General features: G+C 71.0%; 23 protein-coding genes. 11 read left to right on the forward strand and 12 right to left on the reverse strand.

The features are described 5' to 3' along the window. Positions 1-6: 6 nt before the first annotated feature. From ACWH49_RS07940 to ACWH49_RS07960, 5 genes are all read right to left on the reverse strand, one after another. Positions 7-2,100: a putative bifunctional diguanylate cyclase/phosphodiesterase gene (locus ACWH49_RS07940; RefSeq protein WP_448170962.1), complete on the reverse strand. Its 2,094-nt coding sequence runs from the start codon at positions 2,098-2,100 to the stop codon at positions 7-9. Positions 2,101-2,113: 13 nt separating this feature from the next. Then, positions 2,114-3,580, reverse strand: a complete 1,467-nt coding sequence (locus ACWH49_RS07945) for an HD-GYP domain-containing protein (RefSeq protein ID WP_448170963.1) — start codon at positions 3,578-3,580, stop codon at positions 2,114-2,116. A 117-nt stretch (positions 3,581-3,697) separates the two neighbouring features. After that, on the reverse strand, positions 3,698-4,117 hold the full coding sequence (locus ACWH49_RS07950) for a DsrE family protein (protein ID WP_448170964.1): 420 nt from the start codon (positions 4,115-4,117) through the stop codon (positions 3,698-3,700). Between the two features lie 52 nt (positions 4,118-4,169). Beyond that, positions 4,170-4,805: a dioxygenase family protein gene (locus ACWH49_RS07955; RefSeq protein ID WP_448170965.1), complete on the reverse strand. Its 636-nt coding sequence runs from the start codon at positions 4,803-4,805 to the stop codon at positions 4,170-4,172. Positions 4,806-4,837: 32 nt separating this feature from the next. After that, positions 4,838-5,278, reverse strand: coding sequence for an Lrp/AsnC family transcriptional regulator (locus ACWH49_RS07960; RefSeq protein WP_448170966.1), 441 nt, complete (start codon positions 5,276-5,278; stop codon positions 4,838-4,840). Between the two features lie 118 nt (positions 5,279-5,396). On the opposite strand from ACWH49_RS07960, the gene ACWH49_RS07965 reads away from it, so the two are divergent. The 6 genes from ACWH49_RS07965 (at position 5,397) to ACWH49_RS07990 (ending at position 10,223) form a co-directional block, all read left to right on the forward strand. Beyond that, positions 5,397-6,515, forward strand: a complete 1,119-nt coding sequence (locus ACWH49_RS07965; protein ID WP_448170967.1) for a saccharopine dehydrogenase C-terminal domain-containing protein — start codon at positions 5,397-5,399, stop codon at positions 6,513-6,515. Positions 6,516-6,626: 111 nt separating this feature from the next. Then, positions 6,627-7,688: an SAM-dependent methyltransferase gene (locus ACWH49_RS07970; protein WP_448170968.1), complete on the forward strand. Its 1,062-nt coding sequence runs from the start codon at positions 6,627-6,629 to the stop codon at positions 7,686-7,688. Between the two features lie 14 nt (positions 7,689-7,702). Continuing rightward, a complete protein-coding gene (locus ACWH49_RS07975; protein ID WP_448170969.1) occupies positions 7,703-8,278 on the forward strand; it encodes a DUF2878 domain-containing protein in 576 nt (191 codons plus the stop codon). Next, positions 8,271-9,065: a DUF1295 domain-containing protein gene (locus tag ACWH49_RS07980; protein WP_448170970.1), complete on the forward strand. Its 795-nt coding sequence runs from the start codon at positions 8,271-8,273 to the stop codon at positions 9,063-9,065. The genes ACWH49_RS07975 and ACWH49_RS07980 overlap by 8 nt, the downstream gene beginning before the upstream one ends. Beyond that, positions 9,062-9,661 carry a DUF6134 family protein gene (locus ACWH49_RS07985; protein WP_448170971.1) on the forward strand — a complete coding sequence of 200 codons (600 nt, stop codon included), beginning with the start codon at positions 9,062-9,064 and terminating at the stop codon, positions 9,659-9,661. The genes ACWH49_RS07980 and ACWH49_RS07985 overlap by 4 nt, the downstream gene beginning before the upstream one ends. A 25-nt stretch (positions 9,662-9,686) precedes the next feature. Then, positions 9,687-10,223 (forward strand): lipocalin family protein, encoded by a 537-nt coding sequence (locus ACWH49_RS07990; RefSeq protein WP_056465945.1) that lies wholly within the window; start codon positions 9,687-9,689, stop codon positions 10,221-10,223. Positions 10,224-10,228: 5 nt separating this feature from the next. Here the strand turns inward: ACWH49_RS07990 and ACWH49_RS07995 are convergent, their stop codons facing one another. The 3 genes from ACWH49_RS07995 to ACWH49_RS08005 are packed head-to-tail and all read right to left on the reverse strand — an operon-like array spanning position 10,229 to position 12,742. Then, a complete protein-coding gene (locus ACWH49_RS07995; RefSeq protein ID WP_448170972.1) occupies positions 10,229-10,723 on the reverse strand; it encodes a DUF3237 domain-containing protein in 495 nt (164 codons plus the stop codon). After that, positions 10,705-11,862: an ABC transporter substrate-binding protein gene (locus ACWH49_RS08000; protein ID WP_448170973.1), complete on the reverse strand. Its 1,158-nt coding sequence runs from the start codon at positions 11,860-11,862 to the stop codon at positions 10,705-10,707. Before ACWH49_RS08000 ends, ACWH49_RS07995 begins: the two co-directional genes overlap by 19 nt. Positions 11,863-11,887: 25 nt before the next feature. Continuing rightward, complete coding sequence (locus tag ACWH49_RS08005) at positions 11,888-12,742, reverse strand: phytanoyl-CoA dioxygenase family protein (RefSeq protein ID WP_448170974.1); 855 nt, start codon at positions 12,740-12,742, stop codon at positions 11,888-11,890. A 146-nt stretch (positions 12,743-12,888) separates the two neighbouring features. Here ACWH49_RS08005 and ACWH49_RS08010 point away from each other — a divergent pair, with 146 nt between their 5' ends. Both ACWH49_RS08010 and ACWH49_RS08015 read left to right on the forward strand, forming a co-directional pair. Next, positions 12,889-13,689 carry a helix-turn-helix transcriptional regulator gene (locus ACWH49_RS08010; protein WP_448170975.1) on the forward strand — a complete coding sequence of 267 codons (801 nt, stop codon included), beginning with the start codon at positions 12,889-12,891 and terminating at the stop codon, positions 13,687-13,689. Between the two features lie 93 nt (positions 13,690-13,782). Further along, a complete protein-coding gene (locus ACWH49_RS08015) occupies positions 13,783-16,662 on the forward strand; it encodes an ATP-binding protein (RefSeq protein WP_448170976.1) in 2,880 nt (959 codons plus the stop codon). 14 nt (positions 16,663-16,676) lie between these two features. On the opposite strand, the gene ACWH49_RS08020 is transcribed toward ACWH49_RS08015, so the two are convergent. Then, a complete protein-coding gene (locus ACWH49_RS08020; protein ID WP_448170977.1) occupies positions 16,677-17,186 on the reverse strand; it encodes a hypothetical protein in 510 nt (169 codons plus the stop codon). Positions 17,187-17,290: 104 nt separating this feature from the next. Then, entirely contained in the window at positions 17,291-18,310 is a 1,020-nt protein-coding gene (gnd, locus tag ACWH49_RS08025; RefSeq protein WP_448170978.1) for a phosphogluconate dehydrogenase (NAD(+)-dependent, decarboxylating), read from the reverse strand. A 98-nt stretch (positions 18,311-18,408) separates the two neighbouring features. On the opposite strand from gnd, the gene ACWH49_RS08030 reads away from it, so the two are divergent. The 3 genes from ACWH49_RS08030 to ACWH49_RS08040 are packed head-to-tail and all read left to right on the forward strand — an operon-like array spanning position 18,409 to position 20,652. Continuing rightward, positions 18,409-19,356: a threonine/serine dehydratase gene (locus ACWH49_RS08030; protein ID WP_448170979.1), complete on the forward strand. Its 948-nt coding sequence runs from the start codon at positions 18,409-18,411 to the stop codon at positions 19,354-19,356. A gap of 4 nt (positions 19,357-19,360) precedes the next feature. Then, a complete protein-coding gene (locus tag ACWH49_RS08035; protein WP_448170980.1) occupies positions 19,361-20,395 on the forward strand; it encodes an NAD-dependent epimerase/dehydratase family protein in 1,035 nt (344 codons plus the stop codon). Then, positions 20,392-20,652, forward strand: a complete 261-nt coding sequence (locus ACWH49_RS08040; protein ID WP_448170981.1) for a DUF2164 domain-containing protein — start codon at positions 20,392-20,394, stop codon at positions 20,650-20,652. The genes ACWH49_RS08035 and ACWH49_RS08040 overlap by 4 nt, the downstream gene beginning before the upstream one ends. Positions 20,653-20,677: 25 nt before the next feature. Here ACWH49_RS08040 and ACWH49_RS08045 read toward each other — a convergent pair whose 3' ends face one another. Together ACWH49_RS08045 and ACWH49_RS08050 are read right to left on the reverse strand one after the other, a co-directional pair. Then, on the reverse strand, positions 20,678-21,304 hold the full coding sequence (locus ACWH49_RS08045) for a hypothetical protein (protein ID WP_448170982.1): 627 nt from the start codon (positions 21,302-21,304) through the stop codon (positions 20,678-20,680). A gap of 52 nt (positions 21,305-21,356) precedes the next feature. Beyond that, positions 21,357-23,615, reverse strand: coding sequence for a glycosyltransferase (locus ACWH49_RS08050; protein WP_448170983.1), 2,259 nt, complete (start codon positions 23,613-23,615; stop codon positions 21,357-21,359). Between the last annotated feature and the right edge of the window lie 107 nt (positions 23,616-23,722).

Raw genomic sequence — 23,722 nt, forward strand, 5'->3', positions numbered from 1 at the left:
GCCGGCTCAGTCCCGGGCCGGACCGACGAAGCCGATGCGGGCTTCGAAGGCGGGCACGTCGAGTGCCGGGGCGTACAGGAAGCCCTGAAACAGATCGCAGCCCGCGACGCGCAGGCACTCTCGCTGGGCCTCGGTCTCGACGCCTTCGGCGATCACCTGCAGACGCAGGGCCTGCCCCATGTGGATGATGGCGTGAACCAGCGCGACATCGCTCTCCTCGGCGGGCAGGCCGCTGACGAAGCTGCGGTCGATCTTGAGCCGCCCGATCGGAAAACGCTTCAGGTAGGCCAGGCTCGAGTAGCCGGTGCCGAAATCGTCGATCGCGAGCTTCACGCCGAGCTGCGCGAGCGCCTGCAGGCGCAGCATCGCGTCCTGCGCGTCCTGCACCAGGATCGATTCGGTCAGTTCGAGTTCGAGCAGGTGCGGCGGCAGACCCGCGTCGCGCAGCGCCTGCGCGACGCCATCGACGAAGCCCGGCTGCTGGAACTGCAGCGCCGAGACGTTGACCGAGACCGGCATCGCCAGCCCGGCCGCATCCCAGCGCGCCGCCTGGGTGACGGCGTGCTTGAGCACCCAGTCACCGAGCGCGACGATGAAGCCGCTTTCTTCCGCGACCGGGATGAACTCGCCCGGCGAGACCTCGCCCAGCTCCGGATCGCGCCAGCGGATCAGCGCCTCGGCGCCGAGCACTGCGCCGGTGTTCAGGTCGACCTGGGGCTGGTAGTGCAGGCGAAAGCGTTCGTTGGCGAGCGCCAGCCGCATCGCGTGGTCGAGCCGCATGCGTGAGCGCGAGACGCCGTGGTCGGCCTCGGGCCGGTCCCGGTGGAACCGGAACGCGCCACGGCCGGCGTGCTTGACCTCGCGCATCGCCGCATCGGCGCGGCGCATCAGTTCGTCCATCGACGCGCCATCGGTCGGATACAGCGCGATGCCGATGCTGGCCGTCACCGTGAAGCTCATGCCGCCCTGCGAGAACGGCTGCTTCAGCGCGTCGAGCATGCGCCACGCGGTGGTCTCGGCGGCGCGGCTGTCGGCCTGGTTGACGAGCACGACGAACTCGTCGCTCCCCAGCCGGGCGACGGTGTCGACCTGGCGCACGCAGGTCTTGATGCGGTCGCCGACGTCGAGCAGCACCCGGTCACCATAGACACGGCCGAGCGTCTCGTTGATGTGGTTGAAGCGGTCCAGATTCAGGAACAGCAGCGCGAACGGCGTGCCGTCGCGCCGCGCCTGCGCGATCGCAGTCTCGGCGCGGTCGGCCAGCAGGCGCCGGTTCGGCAGGCCGGTCAGCGCGTCGGTGTACGACAAGGTCTCGATCCGCTCGTTGGCCTCGAGCCGCTCGGTGATGTCGTGGAACGAGTAGACGCGCCCGGTCGGCCGGCCCTGCATGCACTGCGGCCGGGTCACGCGCTCCAGCACGCGGCCGCTGTGCAGGCGCAGCACGTCGGTCGCCTGCAGCATCGTCGCGTCGTCGATCGCGGCCAGGCGTCGCATGTAACCGGGCGCGTCGCCGACGCTGCGGCGCATCCATTCGAGCACCGCGTCGTCGTCTCGCTGGAGCAGCATGTCCGGCGGGATCTGCCACAGCGCCGCGAAGCGCTGGTTGAAGTTGCGGATGCGGCCGGCCAGGTCGGTGACGAGGATGCCGTCCTGCGTCGATTCGAGCGTCGCGCGCAGGTCGGCCGAAGCGCCCTCGAGCTCGCGCTCGATCCGCTGCTGTTCGCTGCGGTCGTGCAGCACGACCACGAAATACGCGGGCTCGCCGCCCGCCTGCACGCGGCTGACCCGGCGCGTGACCGCATGGGTCACGCCGTGGGTGTCGTTGACCAGCGTCTCGGATTCGATCGAGTCGGACAGGCCCTGCGCCACCTCGCCCCAGAAGAACAGGTCCTCGGGCGTGGTCGCCAGCTCGATCACGTCCTTGCCCACCAGTTGCGACGGCGCCATCGCCATCAGCTCGCCGGCGGCATGGTTGGCCGCGACGACGTGCAGCGACTCCGCGTCCACCAGCCACACCGCGTCGAGCATCGCTTCGATCAGCCGAACCCAACCCGTGGGTGCCGCAGTGGGCGCAAGGGACACCACGAGATCGCGGTTCACGGGGACGTTTCTATCAGGCAGCGAGCGGGCGCGCGGCGGCGCCGTCGTCCACGCCGTCGTTGGCGGCCAGCACCGGCTCGAAGAAGTACGCGACGCGCGGGCGCGGCGCCAGGTACTCGAGCGAGTTCACCGGCAGTTGCGCCGGCTTGATGCTGCGGCGGATGCCCAGGCCCTGCGCCTTCTCGAGATCGAGCACCAGCGCCTCGTCGCGCGGGACCTTGGGTTCGTGCACCAGCACCCGCGGCTTCAGCGGGCGGGTGGAGTTGACGCCGACGACCATCGCGTAGCGGTCGTCGGTGAGCTGCACGGTCGAGCCGGCCGGGTACACGCCCATCATCCGGATGAAGGCGCCGAGGATCGCGGTGTCGAACTTGGTCTTGCCCTGCGCGAACAGCAGCGACAGCGACTCGTGCGGCGTCAGCGCCCTGGCGGCGACATGCGGGTTGCACAGGTTGTCGTAGCGGTTGACCAGCGAGACGATGCGCGCCGCCGCCGTCATGCGGTCGGTGTTCAGGCGCAGCGGGAAGCCGCTGCCGTCGGCGTGCTCGTGGTGCTGTGCGATCACCAGCGTCGCGCCGGCCGACAGCCCCATCTTGCGCGCGTGGGTCACGCCGTGCGCGACATGCTCTTCATAGAACCGCAGCTCGGAGCCGCTGAAGTGGTCCTCGCGGTGGCGCACCCGGTCCGGCAGGTCGAGCTTGCCGATGTCGTGCAGCATCGCGCCCACACCGAGGTCGAGCATGTCGCTCTCGCCCAGACCGAAGGTGCGCCCCATCAGCATCGAGATGATCGTGACGTTCATCGCGTGCATCGAGGCCTTGTCGCCGGCGGCATCCGACAGCAGCCGGATGCACAGCTCGTGCTCGCCGATCATCTTGTCGACCAGCGCCTTCGACAGCTGCTCGGCCTGCGCACGCGCCTCGGCGGGGCGCGAGACGACCAGCTCGGTCACGTGCCGGCAATCGCGTGCAGCTTCGCTGTACTGGCTCTCGCAGTGCTGCAGCGCGGCGCGCTCGCGCGCCAGGCGGCGCCTGTGGGCGCTGCGGATCTGCTGTTCGGGCGATTCGGCCGGGGCCTGACTGTGCAGCGCGCCGGCGGCGGTGACGGTGCCCGCCGCGGCGAATTTCTCGGACGGCGTGATCGTGATGTCGACACCGGCCTGCGCGGGCACGGCGTCGGCGGCGCCGGTTGCGGGGGCCGGTTCGGCGCTGTCGGGATCGTCTGCATGCGCATCGCCCTCGAGCGGCGCCGGCCGCGTCCAGCCGGTCGATTCGACCGGCGGCAAGGCATCGCTCTGGGTCGGGCTCCAGCGTACCCGTTGCACGCCCAGCGAGCGGATCGTCGCGACCTGCTCCTCGTTGGCAATCTTGAAGCTGCCGAGCGGGAACGGGTGCGACATCCAGCTCATGTCGAGGTGCACGAACATGCCGACGCGGAGGTCGTCGACCTCGATCAGTTCCTTGGCGGTGGCAGGTTTCATCGGTTCGGGGCGCGTGAACAACGGGTTCACGCGGCTTGTCGGGGATATCGGCGAGCCCCTGACCGACTTGAATCGCCGCCGACCTGCCTCCCGCCCGCCGGCGCCTTAAATCACGCGCTACGGTCGCAAGTAGGACCAGCCTTCCTGCTGGCGCCGAATGATCTGGACAACGCCCGCTGGAACATAAGTTACGTTCGGATGCATGTCGGCCCGCGCAATCTTCTGGTTTCGCATGGTGTTTTCGCAGGCCTGCACCGCAACGCCGGCCTTGATCGCGTCGGTCACACGCGAGTTCGTCGGTGCGTCGAGCTTGAGCATCCCGATGCCGGGACCGTAGGCGACGATTTCGACGGTGACCTTGTCCGCGCCCAGTTCGTCCTGCAGGTTCTTGACGTTGTTCAGCACCAGGTTCCAGCGCGCCGGGTCGGCCTCGCTGACCTGGACGACGACGCGGGTCGGCGTCGCGGCTGTCTGGGCGGTGGCGAGCAGCGGCGCGGCGGCAAGCGCCGCAGCGAAGGCAAGGAACGAACGGCGCATGGCAGACCTCGGTCGCGGATCGATGGGGCGCCCATTCTCGCGCCGGCCGCCTTCAGGCCGCCACGACGATCGGAAAGGCCGCGCGCAGGCCGTCCGCCGCGGGCGTGAACGGCACCGTCAGTGCGGCGCGGTCCCGCGGGTCGCGCAGGCTGCGCCACAGCGGGTCGCGGTCGTTGCCGGGGTCGCCTTCGACATACAGCTGGGTCGTCAGCAGCGTGCGCTGGGCCAGCCTGATCTTCACATGGATGTGCGGCGTGCGGCCGCTGTACGCGACCGGCCGGATCGTGTGGAAGCGAAAGCGCCCCTGCGCATCGACCGCGACGCGCCCGAACGACTGGAACGCCGGGTCGGCGCGGCCGCCATCGCGCGGGTGGCGGTAGTGGCCGTCCGCATCGCACTGCCAGATCTCGACGCTCGCGCCGCGCACCGGCCGGCCCTCGGGGTCGCGCACCGTGCCGTCGAGCCAGCTCGGCTGGCCGCGCGGGTAGCGCAGGTCGCCCTGGTGCAGCAGGTCGAAGTCGGTGTCGGCCGGCAACTCGACCGGGTAGAACGGGCCTTCGGTCTGGGCCGGCGTCAGGCGCAGCAGTTCGGCAGACCGCGCGGTTCGCCCGGCCAGCAATGCCGGGGCCGCGAGGACCGCGATCCGGCCGAGGGCGGTGCGGCGGGTGGGCAGCGGGTGGCGCGTCATCGTGCCGGCATTGTGCGGCGGCCCCGCCGACGCTAGCGCTGTATCCGCGTCGACAGCACGATCGCCGAGGTCGTGCGCTCGACGCCATCGAGCCCGCCGATGCGGTCGATCAGCGCGTCGAGTTCGCCGATCGACGCGGCGGCGACGATCGCGATCAGATCGAACGGCCCGCTGACCGAGTGCAGCACGCGCACCTCGGGGATCTTGCGCAGCGCCACCTCGATGGCCCCGCTGCGCTTGGGCGCCAAGGTGATCAGCACGTGGGCACGCACCAGGTCGGCTTCGAGCTCGTCGGGCACGACGACGGTGTAGCCGGCGATGACCTGCTGGCGCTGCAACCGCTCCATGCGACTCTGCACCGTGGTGCGCGACAACTTCAGCTTGCGCGCCAGTTCCGCGGTGGGCGCGCGGGCATCGTCGCGCAGCAGCGCGAGCAGCGCGACATCGGTCGGGTCGAGGGCAGTTCTGGTCACTTTGTCTGAATGAAGCCTGCGATCTGCCGAAGTATGGACCGCGAATCATCTGGATGCCAGATGCGTTCTGCAGCACCGCCCCGCAGAATCTCGCCATCACCCCGCCACGGAGGCTTCCATGCACAACATCCTCGTCATCGGCGCCGGCAAGATCGGCGCGGTCGTGGCCGACCTGCTCGTCGACACCCCGGAGGCCGGCGGCTACCGTGTCACCGTGGCCGATCGGTCGGCCACGCTGCTGGCCGGGATCGCCGCCGATCCGCGCCGATCCGCGCGCCTGTCGACGCAGGTGCTCGATGTCAACGACCCCGCGCAACTTCAGGCGGCACTTGCCGGCCGGTTCGCGGTGCTCAGCGCGGCGCCGTTCCACCTGACGCTGCAGATCGCGCAGGCCGCGCGCGCCGCCGGCGTCCACTACCTGGACCTGACCGAGGACGTGGCCAGCACCCGCGCGATCCGCGCGCTGGCGCAGGGCGCACCCACCGCGTTCATCCCGCAATGCGGCCTGGCGCCGGGCTTCATCTCGATCGTCGCGGCCGACCTCGCGCGCCAGTTCGATTCCCTCGACTCGGTGCGCATGCGCGTCGGCGCGCTGCCCGCTTACCCGAGCAACGCGCTCAACTACAACCTGACCTGGAGCACCGAGGGCGTCATCAACGAGTACTGCGAGCCGTGCGAGGCGATCGTCGACGGCGCGGTGCGCGAGGTGCCGGCGCTCGAGGAACGCGAGGAGTTCTCGCTCGACGGCGTGCTCTACGAAGCCTTCAACACCAGTGGCGGCCTCGGCACGCTGTGCGAGACGCTGGCCGGCAAGGTCCGCACGCTGAACTACCGGACGATCCGCTACCCCGGCCACGCCGCGATCATGAAGGCGCTGCTCCACGACCTGCGACTGAAGGACCGGCGCGGGGTGCTCAAGGACATCCTCGAGCAGGCCCTGCCGGCCACGATGCAGGACGTCGTGATCGTGTTCGTCACCGTCTCCGGCCTGCGCGATGGCCGGCTGCAGCAGGAGACGTACGCCCGCAAGGTCTACAGCCACGTGCTGGCCGGCAAGATGCGCAGCGCGATCCAGATCACCACGGCGTCGAGCCTGTGCGCGATGCTGGACATGCTGGCCTCCGGGGCCTTGCCCACCGCCGGCTTCGTGCGCCAGGAGGATGTGCCGCTCGCCGCGTTCCTGGGCAATCGCTTCGGCCAGGTCTACGCGGCCGACGCGCTGGCGCACGCCGCGTAGACTGTTTAGGTCATTTTGTGACCGCTCAGTGCAGAAATGCATCCGATCGGCTAGAGTCGGCGTATCGAATCCGCGAGCTGGCCCTTCGGCCGGCCGGAACAGGAGCGCTGAATGGCCGACAGCACCGCCGTCGCAGTCAACTGGGTTGAACAAGGGCTCGTGCCCGACCGGGTCGTGCGGCTCGGCATCCGCCGCCTGCTGAAGGCGAGGCTGAGCGAGTTGCACAGCGGGGATCCGGCCGCCGTCGCGACGCTGACGCAGGCCTTCGTCGACGAACTGCGCGGCGCCCCGCTCGCGCTGCTGCCCGAGAAGGCCAACGAACAGCACTACGAGGTGCCGGCCGAGTTCTTCGGCGCCGTGCTCGGCACGCACCGCAAGTACAGCAGCTGCTACTGGGGCGAGCCGGGCACGGCCGAGCCGGTGCACACGCTGGCGCAGGCCGAGGCGGCGGCGCTGGCGATCACCTGCGAGCGCGCCGATCTGCAGGACGGCCAGCACATCCTCGAGCTCGGCTGCGGCTGGGGCTCGCTGAGCCTGTGGATGGCCGAGCGCTACCCGGCCAGCCGCATCACCGCGCTGTCGAACTCGCACTCGCAGCGCGAATACATCGAGGTCCAGGCGGCTCAGCGCGGCCTGACCAACCTGCGCGTGATCACGCAGGACATCAACGCGTTCGAGACCGACCAGCGCTTCGACCGCGTCGTCTCGGTCGAGATGTTCGAGCACTTGCGCAACTGGCCGCGCGCGTTCGCGCAGGTGGCGTCCTGGCTGCGGCCGGGCGGACGCTTCTTCATGCACGTGTTCGCGCACCGCGAGGCGCCCTACGCGTTCGTCGAGCGCGACGCGAGCGACTGGATGAGCCGCCACTTCTTCTCCGGCGGCATGATGCCCAGCGACGACCTCGCGCTGCACTGCCAGGACGACCTGCGCCTGGCACGCCGCTGGCGTTGGGACGGCACGCACTACCAGCGCACTTCGGAAGCCTGGCTGCGCCGCATGGACGACCAGCGCGATGCGCTGTGGCCCCTCTTCGAGCAGACTTACGGCCGCGCGGAGGCGGGCGTCTGGTGGATGCGCTGGCGGCTGTTCTTCATGTCGGTGGCCGAGCTGTTCGGCTACGACGAAGGCCGACAGTGGTGGGTCAGCCACTACCTGTTCGACCGACGCGGATGAACCTCGCAGCGGCCATGACGACCCGCCTCACCTGCGCACCGACCGCGCCGACGCGGGGCGTGCAGCTCGCGAACTTCGTCATCTTCCAGGCCGCGTGGTTCGCCGCCGTGCTCGGCGCGGCGCACCAGTTGCCGCTGTGGGGCACGGCCTGCGTGATCGCCGCGATCGCGTGGCACCTCGGCGTGTCCGCGCGCCCCGGGCCGGAAGCCGTGCTCGTCGCGCTGGCCTGCGCGATCGGGCTCGTCGTCGAGAGCGCGGTCGCGAGGCAGGGCCACGTCGCCTACCCGTCGGGCCAGCCGATCGCCGGGCTCGCGCCCTACTGGATGGTCGCGCTGTGGGGCGAGCTCGCGATCGCGTTGAACGTGACGATGCGCTGGCTGAAGGGCCGCTGGTGGCTCGCGGCGCTGCTCGGCGCGATCGGCGGCCCGGCGGCGTTCTCCGGCGGCGTGGAGCTCGGCGGCGCCGTCTTCATCGACAAGACGGCGGCGCTCGTCATGCTCGCCTGCATCTATGCGGTGGCGATGCCGCTGCTGGTGTGGCTGGGAACGCGCTTCGACGGCGTGGGCATGTCGGAGGCTGCGCGTGTCTGAGCTGCAGATCGCTCTTACCGGGCTGGCGCTGATCGCCGCGCTCGGCATCCTGACCTGGATCGCCAGCGTCGTGCAGCACGACGTGAGCCTGGTCGACCGCACCTGGTCGATCTTCATCACCGGCGCGGCCGCGGTCTACTTCGCGCTGCTGCCGCCTTCGGGCGCACGTGGCGCGTGGATGCTGATCCTCGCGGTCGCCTGGGCGCTGCGGCTGAGCATCTACATCACCGCCCGCAACTGGGGCCACGGCGAAGACCGGCGCTACCAGGAGATCCGCGCGCGCAACCAGCCGAACTTCGCGTTCAAGAGCCTGTACCTCGTCTTCGCATTGCAGGCGGTGCTGGCGTGGACGGTCTCGGCGCCGTTCTTCGCCGCGATGGCCGGCTCGCGCCCGCTCGGCGCGCTCGACATCGCGGGGCTGGCGCTGGCCGCGTTCGGCATCGTGTTCGAGGCGATCGGCGACGCGCAGATGTCGCGCTTCAAGGCCGAGCCGGCGAACAAGGGCCGGGTCATGGACCGCGGCGTGTGGCGCTACACGCGACATCCGAACTACTTCGGCGAGACCTGCATCTGGTGGGGCTTCTGGCTCGTGGCGCTGGGCGGCGCGGGCTGGGGCGGTGCGTGGTCGGTCGTCTCGCCGATCCTGATGACCGTGCTGCTGCTGAAGGTCTCGGGCGTGAGCCTGCTCGAGAAGGACATGGCCGAGCGCCGCCCGGCCTACCGCGACTACATCGCCCGCACCAACGCATTCTTTCCCGGCCCGCCGAAGCGCGGCAACGCGTCATGAACCGCGCCGCGGTGGCACTCGTGCTCGGCGCTGCCGCGCTGCCGGCCGCCGTGGCCTCGGGCCCGACCGGCGAGTGGGCGTTCCGCGCGCTGCTCGACGGCGAGCCGATCGGCGAGCACCGCTTCAGCGTCAGCGGCGAGGGCGACGAGCGCCGTGTGCTCAGCCGCGCGGACTTTGCCGTCAAGTTCCTCGGCATCACCGCCTACCGCTACCGCCATCAGGCCATCGAACACTGGCGCGGCAACTGCCTGACCGCGCTCGACTCGACCACCGACGACGACGGCAAGCCCGAGTCCGTGCGCGTCGACCAGACCGACGCGCTGAAGGGCTGCGTGATGAGCTTCGCGTACTGGAACCCGGCCATCCAGACCCAGACCCGCCTGCTCAACGCGCAGACCGGGCGGCTCGAGTCGGTGCAGGTGCGGCGCATCGGCAGCGGCTCGGTCGAGGTGCGCGGCAAGCCGGTCGAGGCGAACGAGTTCCGCATCACCGGTCCGGCGCAGCCGATCGTCGTCTGGTACACGCCGCGCGGCGAGTGGGTCGGGCTCGACTCGATCGTCGCCGGCGGCCGCAAGCTGAGCTATCGGCTGCCATGAACACCCACTTGAAAGGAAATCCACCATGCGCCTGCATCTCATCGGCCTGGCCTGCGTCGGTGCACTCGCCGGCTGCGCCAGCGGCCCGGAGACCGCGATGAAGCCCGTCGCCCTCGTCGCCAAGGTCGACATCCCGCGCTTCATGGGCGACTGGTATGTGATCGCCAACATCCCGACCTTCCTCGAGAAGGGCGCGCACAACGCGAAGGACAGCTACACGCTCGCGCCGGACGGCACGATCCCGACCACCTTCAGCTTCAACGCCGACGGCTTCGACGGCCCGCGCAAGAGCTACGGCTCGAAGGGCTTCGTGCTCGATGCGAGCGGCGCGGTCTGGGGCCAGCAGTACATCTGGCCGATCAAGGCCGACTACCGGATCGCGTACCTGTCGCCCGACTACACCCAGACCGTGATCGCGCGCGAGAAGCGCGACTACGTCTGGATCATGGCGCGCACGCCGACGATCCCCGAGGCCGACCTGCAGCGCCTGATCGCGTTCGTCGGATCGCAGGGCTACGACACGGCGAAGATCCAGCGCGTGCCTCAATCGGGCGGCAAGTAACGCGGCTACAGCACCTCGAAGAAGCGCATCACCACCTCGTCCGGCCGGCGCAGCCCCGTGCCGAGGAACACGCGCTCCATCATGCGGCGCAGCGCGGGCGCGCTGGCCTCGAAGCGCGGCACGCAGCGGAAATACACGTCGGCCGGGTCGACCGGCTCGCCGCGCACCAGCCGCGCCATGACCTCGGGCGCGGCGGTCCGCACCGCGTCGTTCTGCACGTAGATGCGGTCGCCGGCGTCGGTCTCGAGCACGTAGCGGGCTTCGAGCCGCGCCATGCGCTCGTTGACGATCAGCTGGAAGTCGGCGCCGCCGGGCAGCACCCGGGCCGTCCAGTCGCGCGTGATGCAGCTGCCGCCCAGGATCGTGATCACGCGACGCGTGCCATGACCGACCGCGCCGACCTCGACCGGCGCCGCGACCTGCACGCTCAGGTCGGCGAAGCGCGCGAGTGCCGGCGCGGCGAGCGGGTCGGCCGCGGCGTTCACTTCACCAGCTTCCACGCCCCGCCTTCGACCTTCACCATCACCTGGCTGCGGGCGTCGACGCCGTTGTGGTCGGTGGCGCTCAGGTTGAACACGCCCTGCGAGCCGACGAACTCCTTCAAGCCCTCGATCGCGTCGCGCAGCCCGAGGCGGAACGCCTCGGTGCCCGGCTGGCCCTTCTTCAGCGCGACCGGGATCGCCGCGTTGAGCCACAGTTGCGCGTCCCACGCGGTCGCGCCGAACAGCGAGCGCGAACCGGCGCCGTGCTTGGCCTCGTAGCGCTTCACGTAATCGACGCCGGGCGCCTTGACCGGGTTGTTGTCCGGCAGCTGGTCGGCGACCAGCACCGGCGCGACCGTCATGAAGCTGCCGTCCAGGTCCTTGCCGCCGACCCGCAGGAAGTCGGCATTCGCCACCCCCTGGGTCTGGTAGATCAGCCCCTTGTAGCCGCGCTTGACCAGTTCGACGTGCGGCAGCGCACCCGGCGTGCCGGCGCTGAAGATGTAGACGGCGTCGGGGTTCGCGGCCATCAGCTTGAGCACCTGCGGCGTCGTGCTGGTGTCGACCTGCGCGTACTTCTCGACCGCCACGATCTTGATGCCCTTGGCCGGCGCGAGCCGTTCGATCGCCTTCGAGAAGCCGTCGCCGTACGCGGTCGCGATGCCGATCGTCGCGACGGTCTTCGCGTTGTTCTTGAGCATGTGGTCGAGCACCGCGTTGATCGAGATCGTCTCGGTCGGCGCCATCTTGAACGCCCAGCGGCGAGGCCCGTCCTGCGGCTCGACGATCGCGCCGCCGCCGGCCAGCGAGATCACCGGCACGCCGGAGCGCGCCGCGACCTCGATCACCGCGAGCGAGGTCGGCGTCAGCGACGGGCCGACGATGATGTCGACCTTGTCCTCGGTGATCAGCTTGGTCGCGTTCTTCGCGGCCGTCGTCGAATCGGTGCCGTCATTGAGGACGAACAGGTTGATCTTCTGCCCGCCGAGTTCCGTGGGCCAGAGCTTGAACGTGTTGTCGGCCGGGATGCCCAGCGACGCGCCCGGGCCGGTCAGCGAGACGATCACGCCGACGTTGACGTCGGCCTGGGCCAGTGCGGTGGCGCCGAGCGCGGCGGCGGCGAACAGGCCGCGGACCAGGGAAGCGAGTCGGGTCATTGGAAGGTCTCCGGACGTGATTTAGTTATGCCAGTGAACTATCTTGCGGGCGCGGCCACAAGCGGGGAAACACTGCACAGTCGATCGGCTCGCCGGGCTGGATCGTCGGCTTGTCGATCGTGATGCTGGCCTGGCCGTGGCGCGGCGCGTAGACCACGTCGTCGCCGGTCCAGCGGGTCGCATACGCGCGGCGACGCTGCGTCGAACTGGCGTTGCCGGGCGCGCCGTGCACCGTCATGCTGTGGTGCAACAGGCAGTCGCCGGCCTTCATGTCCCAGTTGACGATCTCCAGACCGCCGCTGCCGGGCTCGCGGCGGATCGCGTCGATGTCGGGCAGGGTCTCGCCGGGCAGCATCTTGTAAGCCTCGGTGTCGCCGCCGAAGTGGATCGGCCGGAACTCGCGGCCCCAGCGGTGCGAGCCCTTGATGTACTCGACGCCGCTGGACTGGACCGTGACGTCGTCGAGCGCCAGCCAGATCGACAGGATCTGGTCGCCCTGGACCGGCCAGTACGGCCCGTCCTGGTGCCACGGCGTCACCGCCGCGGTGCCCGGCTCCTTGACGAACAGCTGGTCGTACAGGAAGTTGACCTTGCGCGAGCGCAGCATCCGCGCGGCGATCTCGGCCGCGGGCGATTCCTCCACGTACTTGCGCAGCCCGGGCTTGACCGCCCAGGCGCCGATGTCGCCGAGGAAGCGCTGGCCGGCCTGGGTGGCGTACTCACGTGCCAGCGGGCCGGGGTGGGCGAGGTCGTCCTCGACGGCGGCGCGCATGTGCTCGATCCAGTCGGCATCGAACAGGCCGCGCAGGCAGATCACGCCGTCGCGCCAGAACGCGTCGACATCGGCATCGGGAATGGGGGCGAGCGGGTGGGCGTTCATCGGGCGGTCTCCAAAGTCAGGGGTTGGGCGGCAGCGTAGGGGGCGAATGGCGCGCCGTCTGTCCTCCGCGAAGAGGACAAGGCCGCCGCCGTCTGCGCGTTCCCCCGGGCTTGTCGCGGGGCGGCCGACGGGCGACAGTGCGCGCCATGCAAGTCTGGTCCGTCCCTGCCGTCCCCACGCGCGCCGCGCCCGCGGTGCAGCGGGACGTCGGCCCTGCGCTGGTGGGCTGCATCGCGCGCGAGGACTTCGCCCATCGCGCGCTGGCCCAGGTGAACCGCGCGCTGCCCGTCGCGTGGTGGACGGTCTACCGCGTCTTCGACGACCAGCCGCCGCAGCTCTGCGCACAGGCCAGCCACGCCGTGCCGGACATCGCGCTCGACTGCTGGCGCATCTACCGCAGCGGCGTCTACCGCGACGACACCCATTTCGCCGATGCGTGCGCTCAGGCCGGCCGCGAAGACACGCGCACCGTGATGACCCACTGCCTGGCCGACGACTTCGGCCGCGCGCACCGCGAGCAGATCTACGCGGCACATTCGCTGAGCGAGCGGCTGTCGATCGTCGCCGCCGAAAGCGACGGCGACGCGCACGGCGCGCTGCTCGCGGTCAACCTGTACCGGCACCGCGCACAGCCGCGCTTCGCGCCCGCGGAGCTCGACACGGTGCTCGATGTCGCGGGCACGCTGGTGGCGGTCGTGCAGCGCCACATCGAGCTCGGCAGCGCGCACCTGACGCCGGCGCAGCGGCTGCAGCAACTCTGCCCGGCGCTGACGGCGCGCGAGCGCGCGGTCTGCGAGCGGCTGCTGCGCGGCCTGAGCTTCGACGGCGTCGCCGCCGAGCTCGGCCTGTCGGCGACGACGGTGAAGACCTATCGCAACCGCGCCTTCGAGCGGCTCGGCATCCACCATCGGAACGAGCTTTTCGCACTCGCGCTCGCCGGGGCCTGACGCCCACTCGGCGCAGGAGCACCCGGCCCGGCATCGGCGCGTTGACACGCGGCTGGCGCGCCACCAACATCAGGCGCCCACCCGACCGATGCGATGACTGCCCCGCCGCGCGCTCTGCTCCTGACCGACGTCGTCGACAGCACGCGGCTGTCGCACGCCCTCGGCGACGAGGCGATGGCGCGCGTCTGGACCGAACACGACCGCGCCGCGCGCGACCTGCTGCGCGCGTGGCGCGGGCGCGAGATCGAGAAGACCGACGGCCTGCTCGCGCTGTTCGAGACCGTCGCCGACGCGGTCGGTTTCGCGACCGGCTACCACCGTGCGCTCGCAGCCCTGGCGGTGCCGTTGAAGGCGCGCGTCGGCATCCACGCCGGGCCGATGACGCTGCGCGAGACCGACGCGGCGGACGCCGATCTCGGCGCCAAGCGGGTCGAGGTCGACGGGCTGGTCAAGCCGATCACCGCCCGCGTGATGGCGACCGCGCTCGGCGGCCAGACACTGCTGACGGGCGACGCCCGCGAGGCCCTCGGCGCGACGGCGCTGCGCATGCTGTCACACGGCCACTGGCGCCTGAAGGGCGTGCCCGAGCCGCTCGAGCTGTTCGAGATCGGCGAGGCCGGCGCGCCGTTCACCCCGCCGGCCGACGACGAGAAGGCCTGGCGCGTCGTGCGCCAGCGCGACTTGTGGCTGCCGGTGCGCGACGTGCGGCACAGCCTGCCCGCCGAGCGCGACGGTTTCGTCGGCCGCAGCGAGCCGCTGCAGGTGCTGGCGCGCAAGCTCGAGGAAGGCGCGCGGCTGGTGTCGGTGCTCGGGATGGGCGGGACCGGCAAGACGCGCTTCGTCACGCGCTTCGCCTCCTCCCGGCTCGGCGATTACGCGGGCGGCATCTGGTTCTGCGATCTCTCGGCCGCCCGCACGGTCGACGGCATCCTGTTCGCCGTCGCGCAGGGCCTCGACGTCCCGCTCGGCAAGAGCGATCCGGTCGAACAGCTCGCCCAGGCGATCGCGGGGCGCGGCCGCTGCCTCGTCGTGCTCGACAACTTCGAGCAGGTCGCCCGCCACGCCGAAGAGACGCTCGGCCACTGGCTGGACGGCGCCCCGCAGGCGCAGTTCATCGTCACGACCCGCGAGGTGCTCGGCATCGTCGGCGAGGAGACGCTGGCCCTGGCACCGCTGAACCGCGACGACGGCGTGGCGCTGTTCCTGCGGCGCGCCGAGGCGGCGCGCAGCGGCTTCGCGCCGGACGAGACGGACCTGCGCGCGGTCGCCGAACTCGTGCGCGTGCTCGACGGCCTGCCGCTCGCGATCGAGCTGGCGGCCGCGCGGGTGCGCGTGATGGCGCCGCACGCTCTGCTGGAGCGGATGAACCGCCGCTTCGACGTGCTGATGTCCCGCTCGGGCCGGCGCGATCGACAGGCGACGCTGCGCGCGGCGTTCGACTGGTCGTGGGAACTGCTCAGCGATCCGGAGAAGGCGGCGCTCGCGCAGCTCTCCGTCTTCGAAGGCGGGTTCACGCTCGCATCCGCCGAGGCGGTCGTGCGCATCGACGCCGAGGCGCATGCGCCGGCCACGGTCGACCTGCTGCAATGGCTCATCGACAAGAGCTTCGTCCGCGAAGTGGCCGACGAACGCTTCGACCTGCTCGAGAGCGTGCGCGAGTACGCGGCCGAGCACTTGCGCACCGAGGGGCGATTCCCGGGCAGCGGGCCCGCCGCCGCCGACGCGGCCTTCCAGAGCCACTGGAGGTACTTCGCCGGCTTGGACGACCGCGCCGCCACCGCGTCGCGGTGCATCGAGGCCAACAACCTGGTGCTCGCGTGCCGGCGCGCGGCCGCCGCGGGGGACGTGCACCACGCCGTGGGGTGCCTGCAGGGCGCCTGGGCGGCACTGCGCCTGACCGGGCCGCTGCGGGTGTGCTCGCAGCTGGCCGACATGGTGGCGGACCTGCCCGGCCAGAGCGACGGCGAACGCGCGCGCGTCCACTGGGTGATCGGCGGCAGCCTCGACGGCCTGGGACAGGTGGACGACGCGCGCCGGCACATCGCCGCCGGGCTCGCGCTGGCCATCGATCCGCGCGACGGCATCACCCGGGCACGCCTGCTGTTCCTGCTCGGCATGCGCCAGACCACGGATGGACAGCTCGACGCCGCGGAGCGCAGCCTGAGCGAGGCGCTCGACCTCGCGGTCGCCCTCGGCACGCCGACACTCCAGGCCTACGTGCTGAACGGGCTGGGCCGACTGATGGATCACCAGTCGCGGCTCGTCGAGGCCCGCGCCCACTACGACGCGGCGCTCGCGTTGGCGCGCGACACCGGTGAGCGCCGACTCGAAGGCGGCGTGCTAGGCAACCTCGGCGGCCTGCATCACGACCTCGGGCGCCTGAACGACGCGCGCAGCCACTACGAGCGCGCGCTGACGCTGGCGCGCGACGTCGGCGACCGACGCTGGGAAGGCAACGCCCGCTGCAACCTCGGGCTGCTCTACCTCGACGAGCTGCGGGCCGATGCGGCCGCGCGCGAGTTCGACGCGGCATTGCTGATCGCCCGCGAGACCGGGCACATGCGCCTGACTTACACGGTGATCTGCAACATCGGCCTGTGCCTGATGGCGCAGGACCGGGACGGCGAAGCTGCGGTTCGCCTGCAGGAGGCGATCGATGCCGCGGTGGAGTCGGGCGATCTGCGCTCCGAAGCCCAGTTCAGCGGCTACCTCGCCGTGGCACTCGCGCGGCTCGGGCGGATGGGCGACGCGCGCAACGCGCTGAAGCAGGGCGAGCGGCTGCTGATGGAACTGTCCGACTCGCTGAGCCTCGCGCTCTTGCTGTGCAACCGCGCCGAGGTCGAGACGCTGGGTGGCCGGCCGCAAGAGGCCCGAGCCGCCATCGATCACGCGTCACGCCTGGCGCACGAACTGAACGCGGGACCGAACTCCGAACTGGGCCGGCGCCTCGCGAAGGTCGACGTCGTCGTGTGAACGCGGGCCGGAGCTCACGGCCCGTCGTTGACGATCCGCGGGTCGAGCACCGGGCAAGGTGACCAAGAACCGCCGTTGGGCTTGCGATCCACGTTCACGCTGTAATGGAAGTCTCCCGCGCGACCGTTCACCGAGCGCCAGCGGTACTTGTCCTGGCCGACCGCGTGGTTGCTGTCGAAGTCGTTGAGCGTGACGCGCGACGGGTCCTTGAACGCGATACCCGTCAGATCGTTGAACCGGTACTGGTAGCCGTCGGACGGATTGAGCTGCCGCAGTTGCCAGGTCAACACGGGCTTGTGCCCGCGCTGCACCTCGATCGTGTCGTCCGACACCTGCAAGCGGCAGATCCCGCCCCCGTCCGTCCATACCTTGACGTACGCATCGCAGGCCGTCGGCGGGCACACGAGCGCGGGCGCGATCAATCGGCCTTCGCCGTGCCCCATGTCGTGGTGTCTCACGCCCGCACACCCGGCGACCAGAACGCCCGCCGCCAGCCCGCCCAGGATCCGCATGCTCGTGTTCATTCGCCCCTCCCGATCGCGCACCGGCGCGCCCGAGGAATTCTGAACGCGTCGCCCGGCAGCGTCTTCGCTAAATCGTGGGATGCGGAGACACCCCGGCGCGGGCTTTACCCGCCCTTCTTCTCCACATGCCCGCCGAACTGGAACCGCATCGCGCTCAGGATCCGGTTCTGGAACTCCGCCTCGCCGCGCGAGCTGAAGCGGGCGTACAGCGCGGCCGTCAGCACCGGCGCCGGCACGGCCTCGTCGATCGCGGCCTGGATCGTCCAACGGCCTTCGCCGGAGTCGGACACGTGGCCGCCGAACTTCGCGAGCTGCGGGTCCTCGTGCAGCGCGCTGGCGGTCAGGTCGAGCAGCCACGACGAGACCACGCTGCCGCGGCGCCAGACTTCGGCGATGTCGTGCAGCGGCATCTCGTACTGGTAATGCCCGGGGTCGCGCATCGGCGTGGTCTCGGCGTCGTGCGCATGGTCGGCACGGCCGACGTTCGCGCCTTTCAGGATCGCCAGGCCCTCGGCGTACGCGGCCATCATCCCGTACTCGATGCCGTTGTGGACCATCTTGACGAAGTGCCCGGCGCCGTTGGGCCCGCAGTGCAGGTAGCCGCGCTCGGCGGTGCCGGCACCATCGCGCCCCGGCGTGCGCGGGATCGTGCCGATGCCCGGCGCCAGCGTCTCGAAGATCGGATCGAGCCGCTTCACGATCTCGGCCTCGCCGCCGATCATCATGCAGTAGCCGCGCTCCAGCCCCCACACGCCGCCGCTGGTGCCGACGTCCACGTAATGCAGCTGCTTGGCCGCGAGTGCCTTGGCGCGGCGGATGTCGTCGACGTAGTAGGAGTTGCCGCCGTCGATCAGCGTGTCGCCGGGCGCGAGCAGCGGCACGAGTTCGTCGATCGTCGCGTCGACGACGCCGGCCGGCACCATCAGCCACAGCGTGCGCGGCGCCGCGAGCTTCGCGATCTGGTCGGCGAACGAGGCGGCGCCAGTGATGCCGCCGCCCTCGTTCGCGAGCGCCTCGACGGCGGCGGGCGCACGATCGAACACCACGCACGCGTGGCCGCCGCGGGTCAGTCGGCGCACCATGTTCGCGCCCATGCGGCCGAGGCCGATCATTCCGAGTTGCATCGCTCATCGCTCCTGGTCGCGCCGGCGGCGCGCAAGCGCGCATCGTAGTGGGAACAGCCGAGCGATACTGGCCGTCGCATCCACCGACCCCGCTGTCCATGACGATCACCGCCGACGACATCACTGCCGCCGCCGCCCGCATCGCGCCGCACGTGCGCGAGACGCCGCTGTGGCGCCTGCCCAGCAGCGCCTTCGGCCTGCCGGCCGACGCGCCACCCTTCGAGGTGCTGCTCAAGCTGGAGCAGCTGCAGCGCTCGGGCAGCTTCAAGGCGCGGGGCATGTTCAACCGCCTGCTGTCGAATCCGATCCCCGCGGCGGGCGTGATCGCGGCGTCGGGCGGCAACGCCGGCATCGCGACCGCGGTGGCGGCGCAGGCGCTGGGCGTGCGCGCCGAAGTGTTCGTGCCGAGCGTGATCTCGGCCGCCAAGCGCGCCCGGCTCGAGGCGCTCGGGGCCACGGTGGTGATCGCCGGCGCGGTTTATGCCGAGGCGGCCGAGGCCTGCGTCGCCCGCCAGCGCGAGACCGGCGCGCTGATGACGCACGCCTACGACCAGCCCGAGGTCGTGGCCGGTGCCGGCACGCTGGCGCGCGAACTCGAATCGCAGGCCGGCGGCGCGCCCGACGCGGTGCTGGTCAGCGTCGGCGGCGGCGGGCTGGTCGCGGGAATCGCGGCGTGGTGCGCCGGCCGCAGCCGCGTCATCGCGCTCGAGCCGGAACTCGCGCCGACACTGTTCCGCGCCCGCGCCGCCGGCAGGCCGGTCGACGTGGAAGTCGGCGGCATCGCAGCCGATTCGCTCGGTGCGCGTCGCATCGGCAACATCGCCTGGGCGATCACGCAGCAGCATGTCGCATACGCCGAACTGCTCACCGACGCGGCGATCCGCGACGCGCAGCGCTTCCTGTGGACCGAGCTGAAGCTCGCGGTCGAGCCCGCCGCCGCGCTGCCGCTGGCGGCGCTGCGCAGCGGACGGGTCCGGCCGGCCGCCGGCGAGCGCATCGCGCTGATCGTCTGCGGCGCCAACGTCGACCCCGCCACCCTGGGCTGACGCGATGGACCTGCTCCTGATCGGCGGCGGCGTGTTCCTCGGCAGCGCGGTGCTCGACGCCGCGCTGGCGCAGCGCCACCGCGTCACGGTGTTCAACCGCGGCCGCGCGCGCAGCGCATGGCCGGAGGGCGTCGAGGTCATCACCGGCGACCGCGTCGCCGACCTGGGCCGGCTCGCGGGCCGGCGCTGGGACGCCGTCATCGACACCTGCGGCTACGTGCCGGCCGACGTGCAGGCGAGCGCCGCGGCGCTGAGGAACGCGTGCGATGCCTGCCTGTTCGTTTCGAGCATTTCGGCCTACGCCGACACGACCGAGCCGGTGGGCGACGAGACGCAGCCGCTGGCCGCGTTCGACGCCATCGCGCCCGACGAACGCGACCAGCGCCACTACGGCCCGCAGAAGGCCGCCTGCGAGGCGCAGGTGCTGGAGGCGTTCGGCCCGCGCGCGCTGATCGTGCGGCCGGGGCTGATCGTCGGCCCCGGCGACCGCAGCGGGCGTTTCTCGCACTGGGTCTGGCGCAGCGCCGAGGGCGGCGCGATGCTGGTGCCCGACGTGCCGCCGACGCAGGCACTGCAGTTCATCGACGTGCGCGATCTCGGCGCCTGGATGGTGCATCTGCTCGAGACCGGCGTGCGCGGCGCGGTGGACGGCAGCGGACCGGTCGGCGCCGCGCCGGTCGATTGGCACCACCTGATCGAGGTCTGTCGCGCCGAAGCCGCCGCGCCCGGCCGCGCCCCGGCCGACGCGGTGCCGGTCGACGAGGCCTTCCTGATGCAGCACGGCGTGCAGCCGTGGAGCGAACTGCCGCTGTGGCTGCCGTCGATCGACCCGGCCTACGCGGGCTTCAACCGCACGCTGACCCGCGCGGCGGCCACCGGACTGCGCACGCGCCCGTTGCGCGAGACCGTCGCCGCCGTGCTCGCCGAGGGCGTGCCACCGGCCGACGACCGGCGCCGCGCCGGCAAGCTCACGCGCGAGCGCGAGGCCGACCTGCTGGCCGCGTGGGCGGCCGAACGAACCCGAGGAACAGCCCCATGACCATCGAACTCAGCAAGGACGCGCGCGCCACCGCGATCCTCTCGATCGAGCGCTACTACAAGGAAACCTTCGACGAGAAGATCGGCAACATCCAGGCCGCCGCGCTGCTGCACTTCTTCCTCGAAGAGATCGCGCCCAGCGTCTACAACCAGGCCGTCGGCGCGGTGCAGGAGCGGCTGATCGCGCGCGTCACCGAGGTCGACATCGAGTGCCACGAGGACGAATTCGGCTACTGGGCGAAGCAGCGCAAGCGCTGAGCCGCCTCGCGCGGCGAACGGGGCGTCAGAAGCCGTTGTAGGCGATGCCGATGTACGGCTGCGAGTCGCCCTCGCTGCGGTTGTTGCCGACACGCAGGAACCACTTCGACGCGCCGAGCGCGATCCGCACGCCGGCATTCGTCGCCTGGTAGCCGCGCTCGTGGTAGCGGCTCAGCTCGAACGCCACCGGCCAGCCGGTCGGCGCGTACTGCGCGGACGCAAGCCAGCTGCCGCGGAAGCTCGAGCCCTGCAGCAGCACGTAGTAGTCTCCGCCGACCGTCGGGCCGTACCACTCGGATTGCGCGCGGGCCGACAGGCGGGTCACGTGCTGCGGGTTGGCCACGTCGCGGCTGCGGAATTCGTTGACGCCGGCACCCAGGCCGACGATCCAGTGGTGCACGTCGCCGGCGACTTGCCAGCGGTAGGTGGCGCCAGCCGCGGCGGCGTGGCCGGTGTCCCAGCGCGCGTAAGTGGCGGACAGCAACGCCGCCGGCGTCTCGGCCGTGCTGCTGCCGAGCGCGTGCACCAGCACCGCGGTGGTGGCGCTGGACGAGGTGTCGAGCTGCGCGTACTCGATCGCCTGCGCGTGCGCGGCGCCGAGCAGCAGGCTCGCCGCGACGAGCGCGGCGCGGGGGCTTGAAGGAATCGACACGGTCGGTACTCCGGAAACGGCGGGCGCCGCAGGCGCCGCGCGGGTGGTCGTGCTAATAGGTGGAAGGCTGCGCATCGCGGCGGCGCACGAAGTCGCCGCGCTCGAGCGACTCGGACAGCGAAGAGGCCCCGGCCGGCGCCAGCTCGGTGCTGCTGACGATGCGATAGGCGCACACTGCGACGTCGCTGCCGCCCGGCCCGCTCAGCGCCAGCGGCGCGAGGCGGACCGCGCGGGCCGGTGCGTCGATGCGGCGGCTCACGTCGAGGATCAGGTCGCGTTGCTCGGGCAGCGCGTGGTGGCTGACGATGTAGGCCTCGCCGCCGGTGCTGCCTTCGGCCGACAGAAGCACCGGCTCGGCCGGACCGTCGCGCTCGACCCGCACCAGGCCGGCGTTCCAGCGCACGTTCACCAGCGGGTTCGGCCCCGGGCCGGGCACGATGCCCGGCAGCCACCGGCTCATCGGCGTGTGGACCTGGTCGGTGTAGCCGTTCAGCACCCATTGCAGGTCGGAGCCGAACAGGAAGCCTTCGAGCCGGTCGCGGCCCTCGGCGCTGGTCGAGAAGTGCAGGCCGAGCGCCTTCAGGCCCGGCTCGCCGCCCGCCATCGGCACGGCGCCGCGCACCTCGCCCCAGAACGCGACCGGGCCTTCCGGCACCGTGAGGTGGCCGGTCAGCGCATCGCCGACCGCGAGCGTGACCGGCAGGCGGCCGTAGAAGCGCAGGCCGTTTTCCGACACGTCGTCGACGGTGCCGCGCACCCGCGTGCCGTCCGCCATCACGAGCTCGGCCGGGACGGCGACCGGGAACCGGTACTGCGTCCGGCGGTTGCGCTGCGTGATCGTGGTGAACGCGATCACGCCGATCCCCAGTGCGCTGTTGACGATCGCCCAGAACATGCTGGCGACGACCGCGCCGACCGGCAGGTTCGGCGCGACGAGCCAGACGATGCCGCCTACGACGATCGCCAGCGCATTCAGCGCCAGGACCGACCATTGCGGGAAGGTGAGCCGCATCGCGGCACGCGCGGCCGGCATGCCTTTGGCGGTGACCTTGAACTTCATCGGCGGCACGATCCAGGCCAGCGTGGCCCAGGCGAACGCTGCAAAGCGCGCCATGTTGTACTGCTCGATGAACAGGCTGCGCCCGTAGCCCCGCGCCACTTCCTCGAAGACCCAGAACGTCAGCAGGCAGAACGGCGCGAAGTGGATCAGGAAGTCGGTCATGCTGGCGCGCATCGGCAGCACCCCGGAAAGCAGCACCAGCACCGGCGCGAAGTAGAAGATCGCCTTCTGCCAGCCGTCGAAATAGGTCAGCACCGACGCGAAGTAGTTCAGGCGCTGCGCCAGGCTCAGGCCACGGTGCGTCAGGATGCCTTCCTTGCGCCAGACGTGCATTGCGCCCTGCCCCCAGCGCACGCGCTGCGCGAGGAACGGCTGGATCGACTCGGGCGCGAGGCCGAACGCCAGCGGCTCGGCGTGGTAGACCGACTGGTGGCCCTTGGCGTGGATGCGCATCGAGGTGTGCAGGTCCTCGGTGACGGTGCCGGTCGCGAAGCCGCCGATGTCCTCCAGCGCGCTGCGGCGAATCACCGCGCAGCTGCCGCAGAAGAAGGCCGCGTTCCAGTAGTCCTTGCCGCGCTGGATCACCCGGAAGAACAGCGACTGCTCGGTCCAGACCGTGCGCCCGGCGCCGCCCGGGCGGTGCTGGTACGAGTCGAGGTTGTAGAAGTCCTGCGGGGTCTGCACGAACGCGACCTTGCGGTTCTCGAAGTAGCCCAGCGTCTTGGCCAGGAAGTCCTGCCGCGGCGCGTGGTCGGCGTCGAAGATCGCGATCAGCTCGCCGCGGCTGTGCCTCAGCGCGTGGTTGAGGTTGCCGGCCTTGGCGTGTTCGTTGTCGTCCCGGGCCAGGTACTCGCACCCGAGTTGCGCGGCCAGCGCCTTCATCTCGGGGCGCCGGCCGTCGTCCAGCAGCCAGGTGGTGTGCGGGTGGTCCATGCCGCGTGCGGCCAGCAGCGTCTTGCGCACCAGATCGACCGATTCGTTGTAGGTGGGAACGAACACATCCACCGTCACATCGAGCCGCGCCGGCGGCGCCTTGCGCTCCGTCAGGCGCCAGCACATGAACACGTGCAGCAGCGCGGTGGCGAAGCCGAACACCTCGGCGCCGTAGATCAGCCCGGAAAAGACCGGGGCCTCGGGGTTGAGCGTGCCATAGCGCCAATGCAGGTACCAGACGCTCGCGACCACGAACGCAAGCACCAGCAGACGGCGCGGCCACTCGAGCGGTGTGAACGGCACTTCATTCTGTTTCATGCCCGTCATATCGACTGAGTTAACAAACTCTTGACATTCACGAAAGGTCGGCAGGAGGGCTGTGCCCACATCCTGCGGCCATCCGTGACGCAATGCCGGCCCGCATC

Source organism: Rhizobacter fulvus (assembly GCF_964020785.1).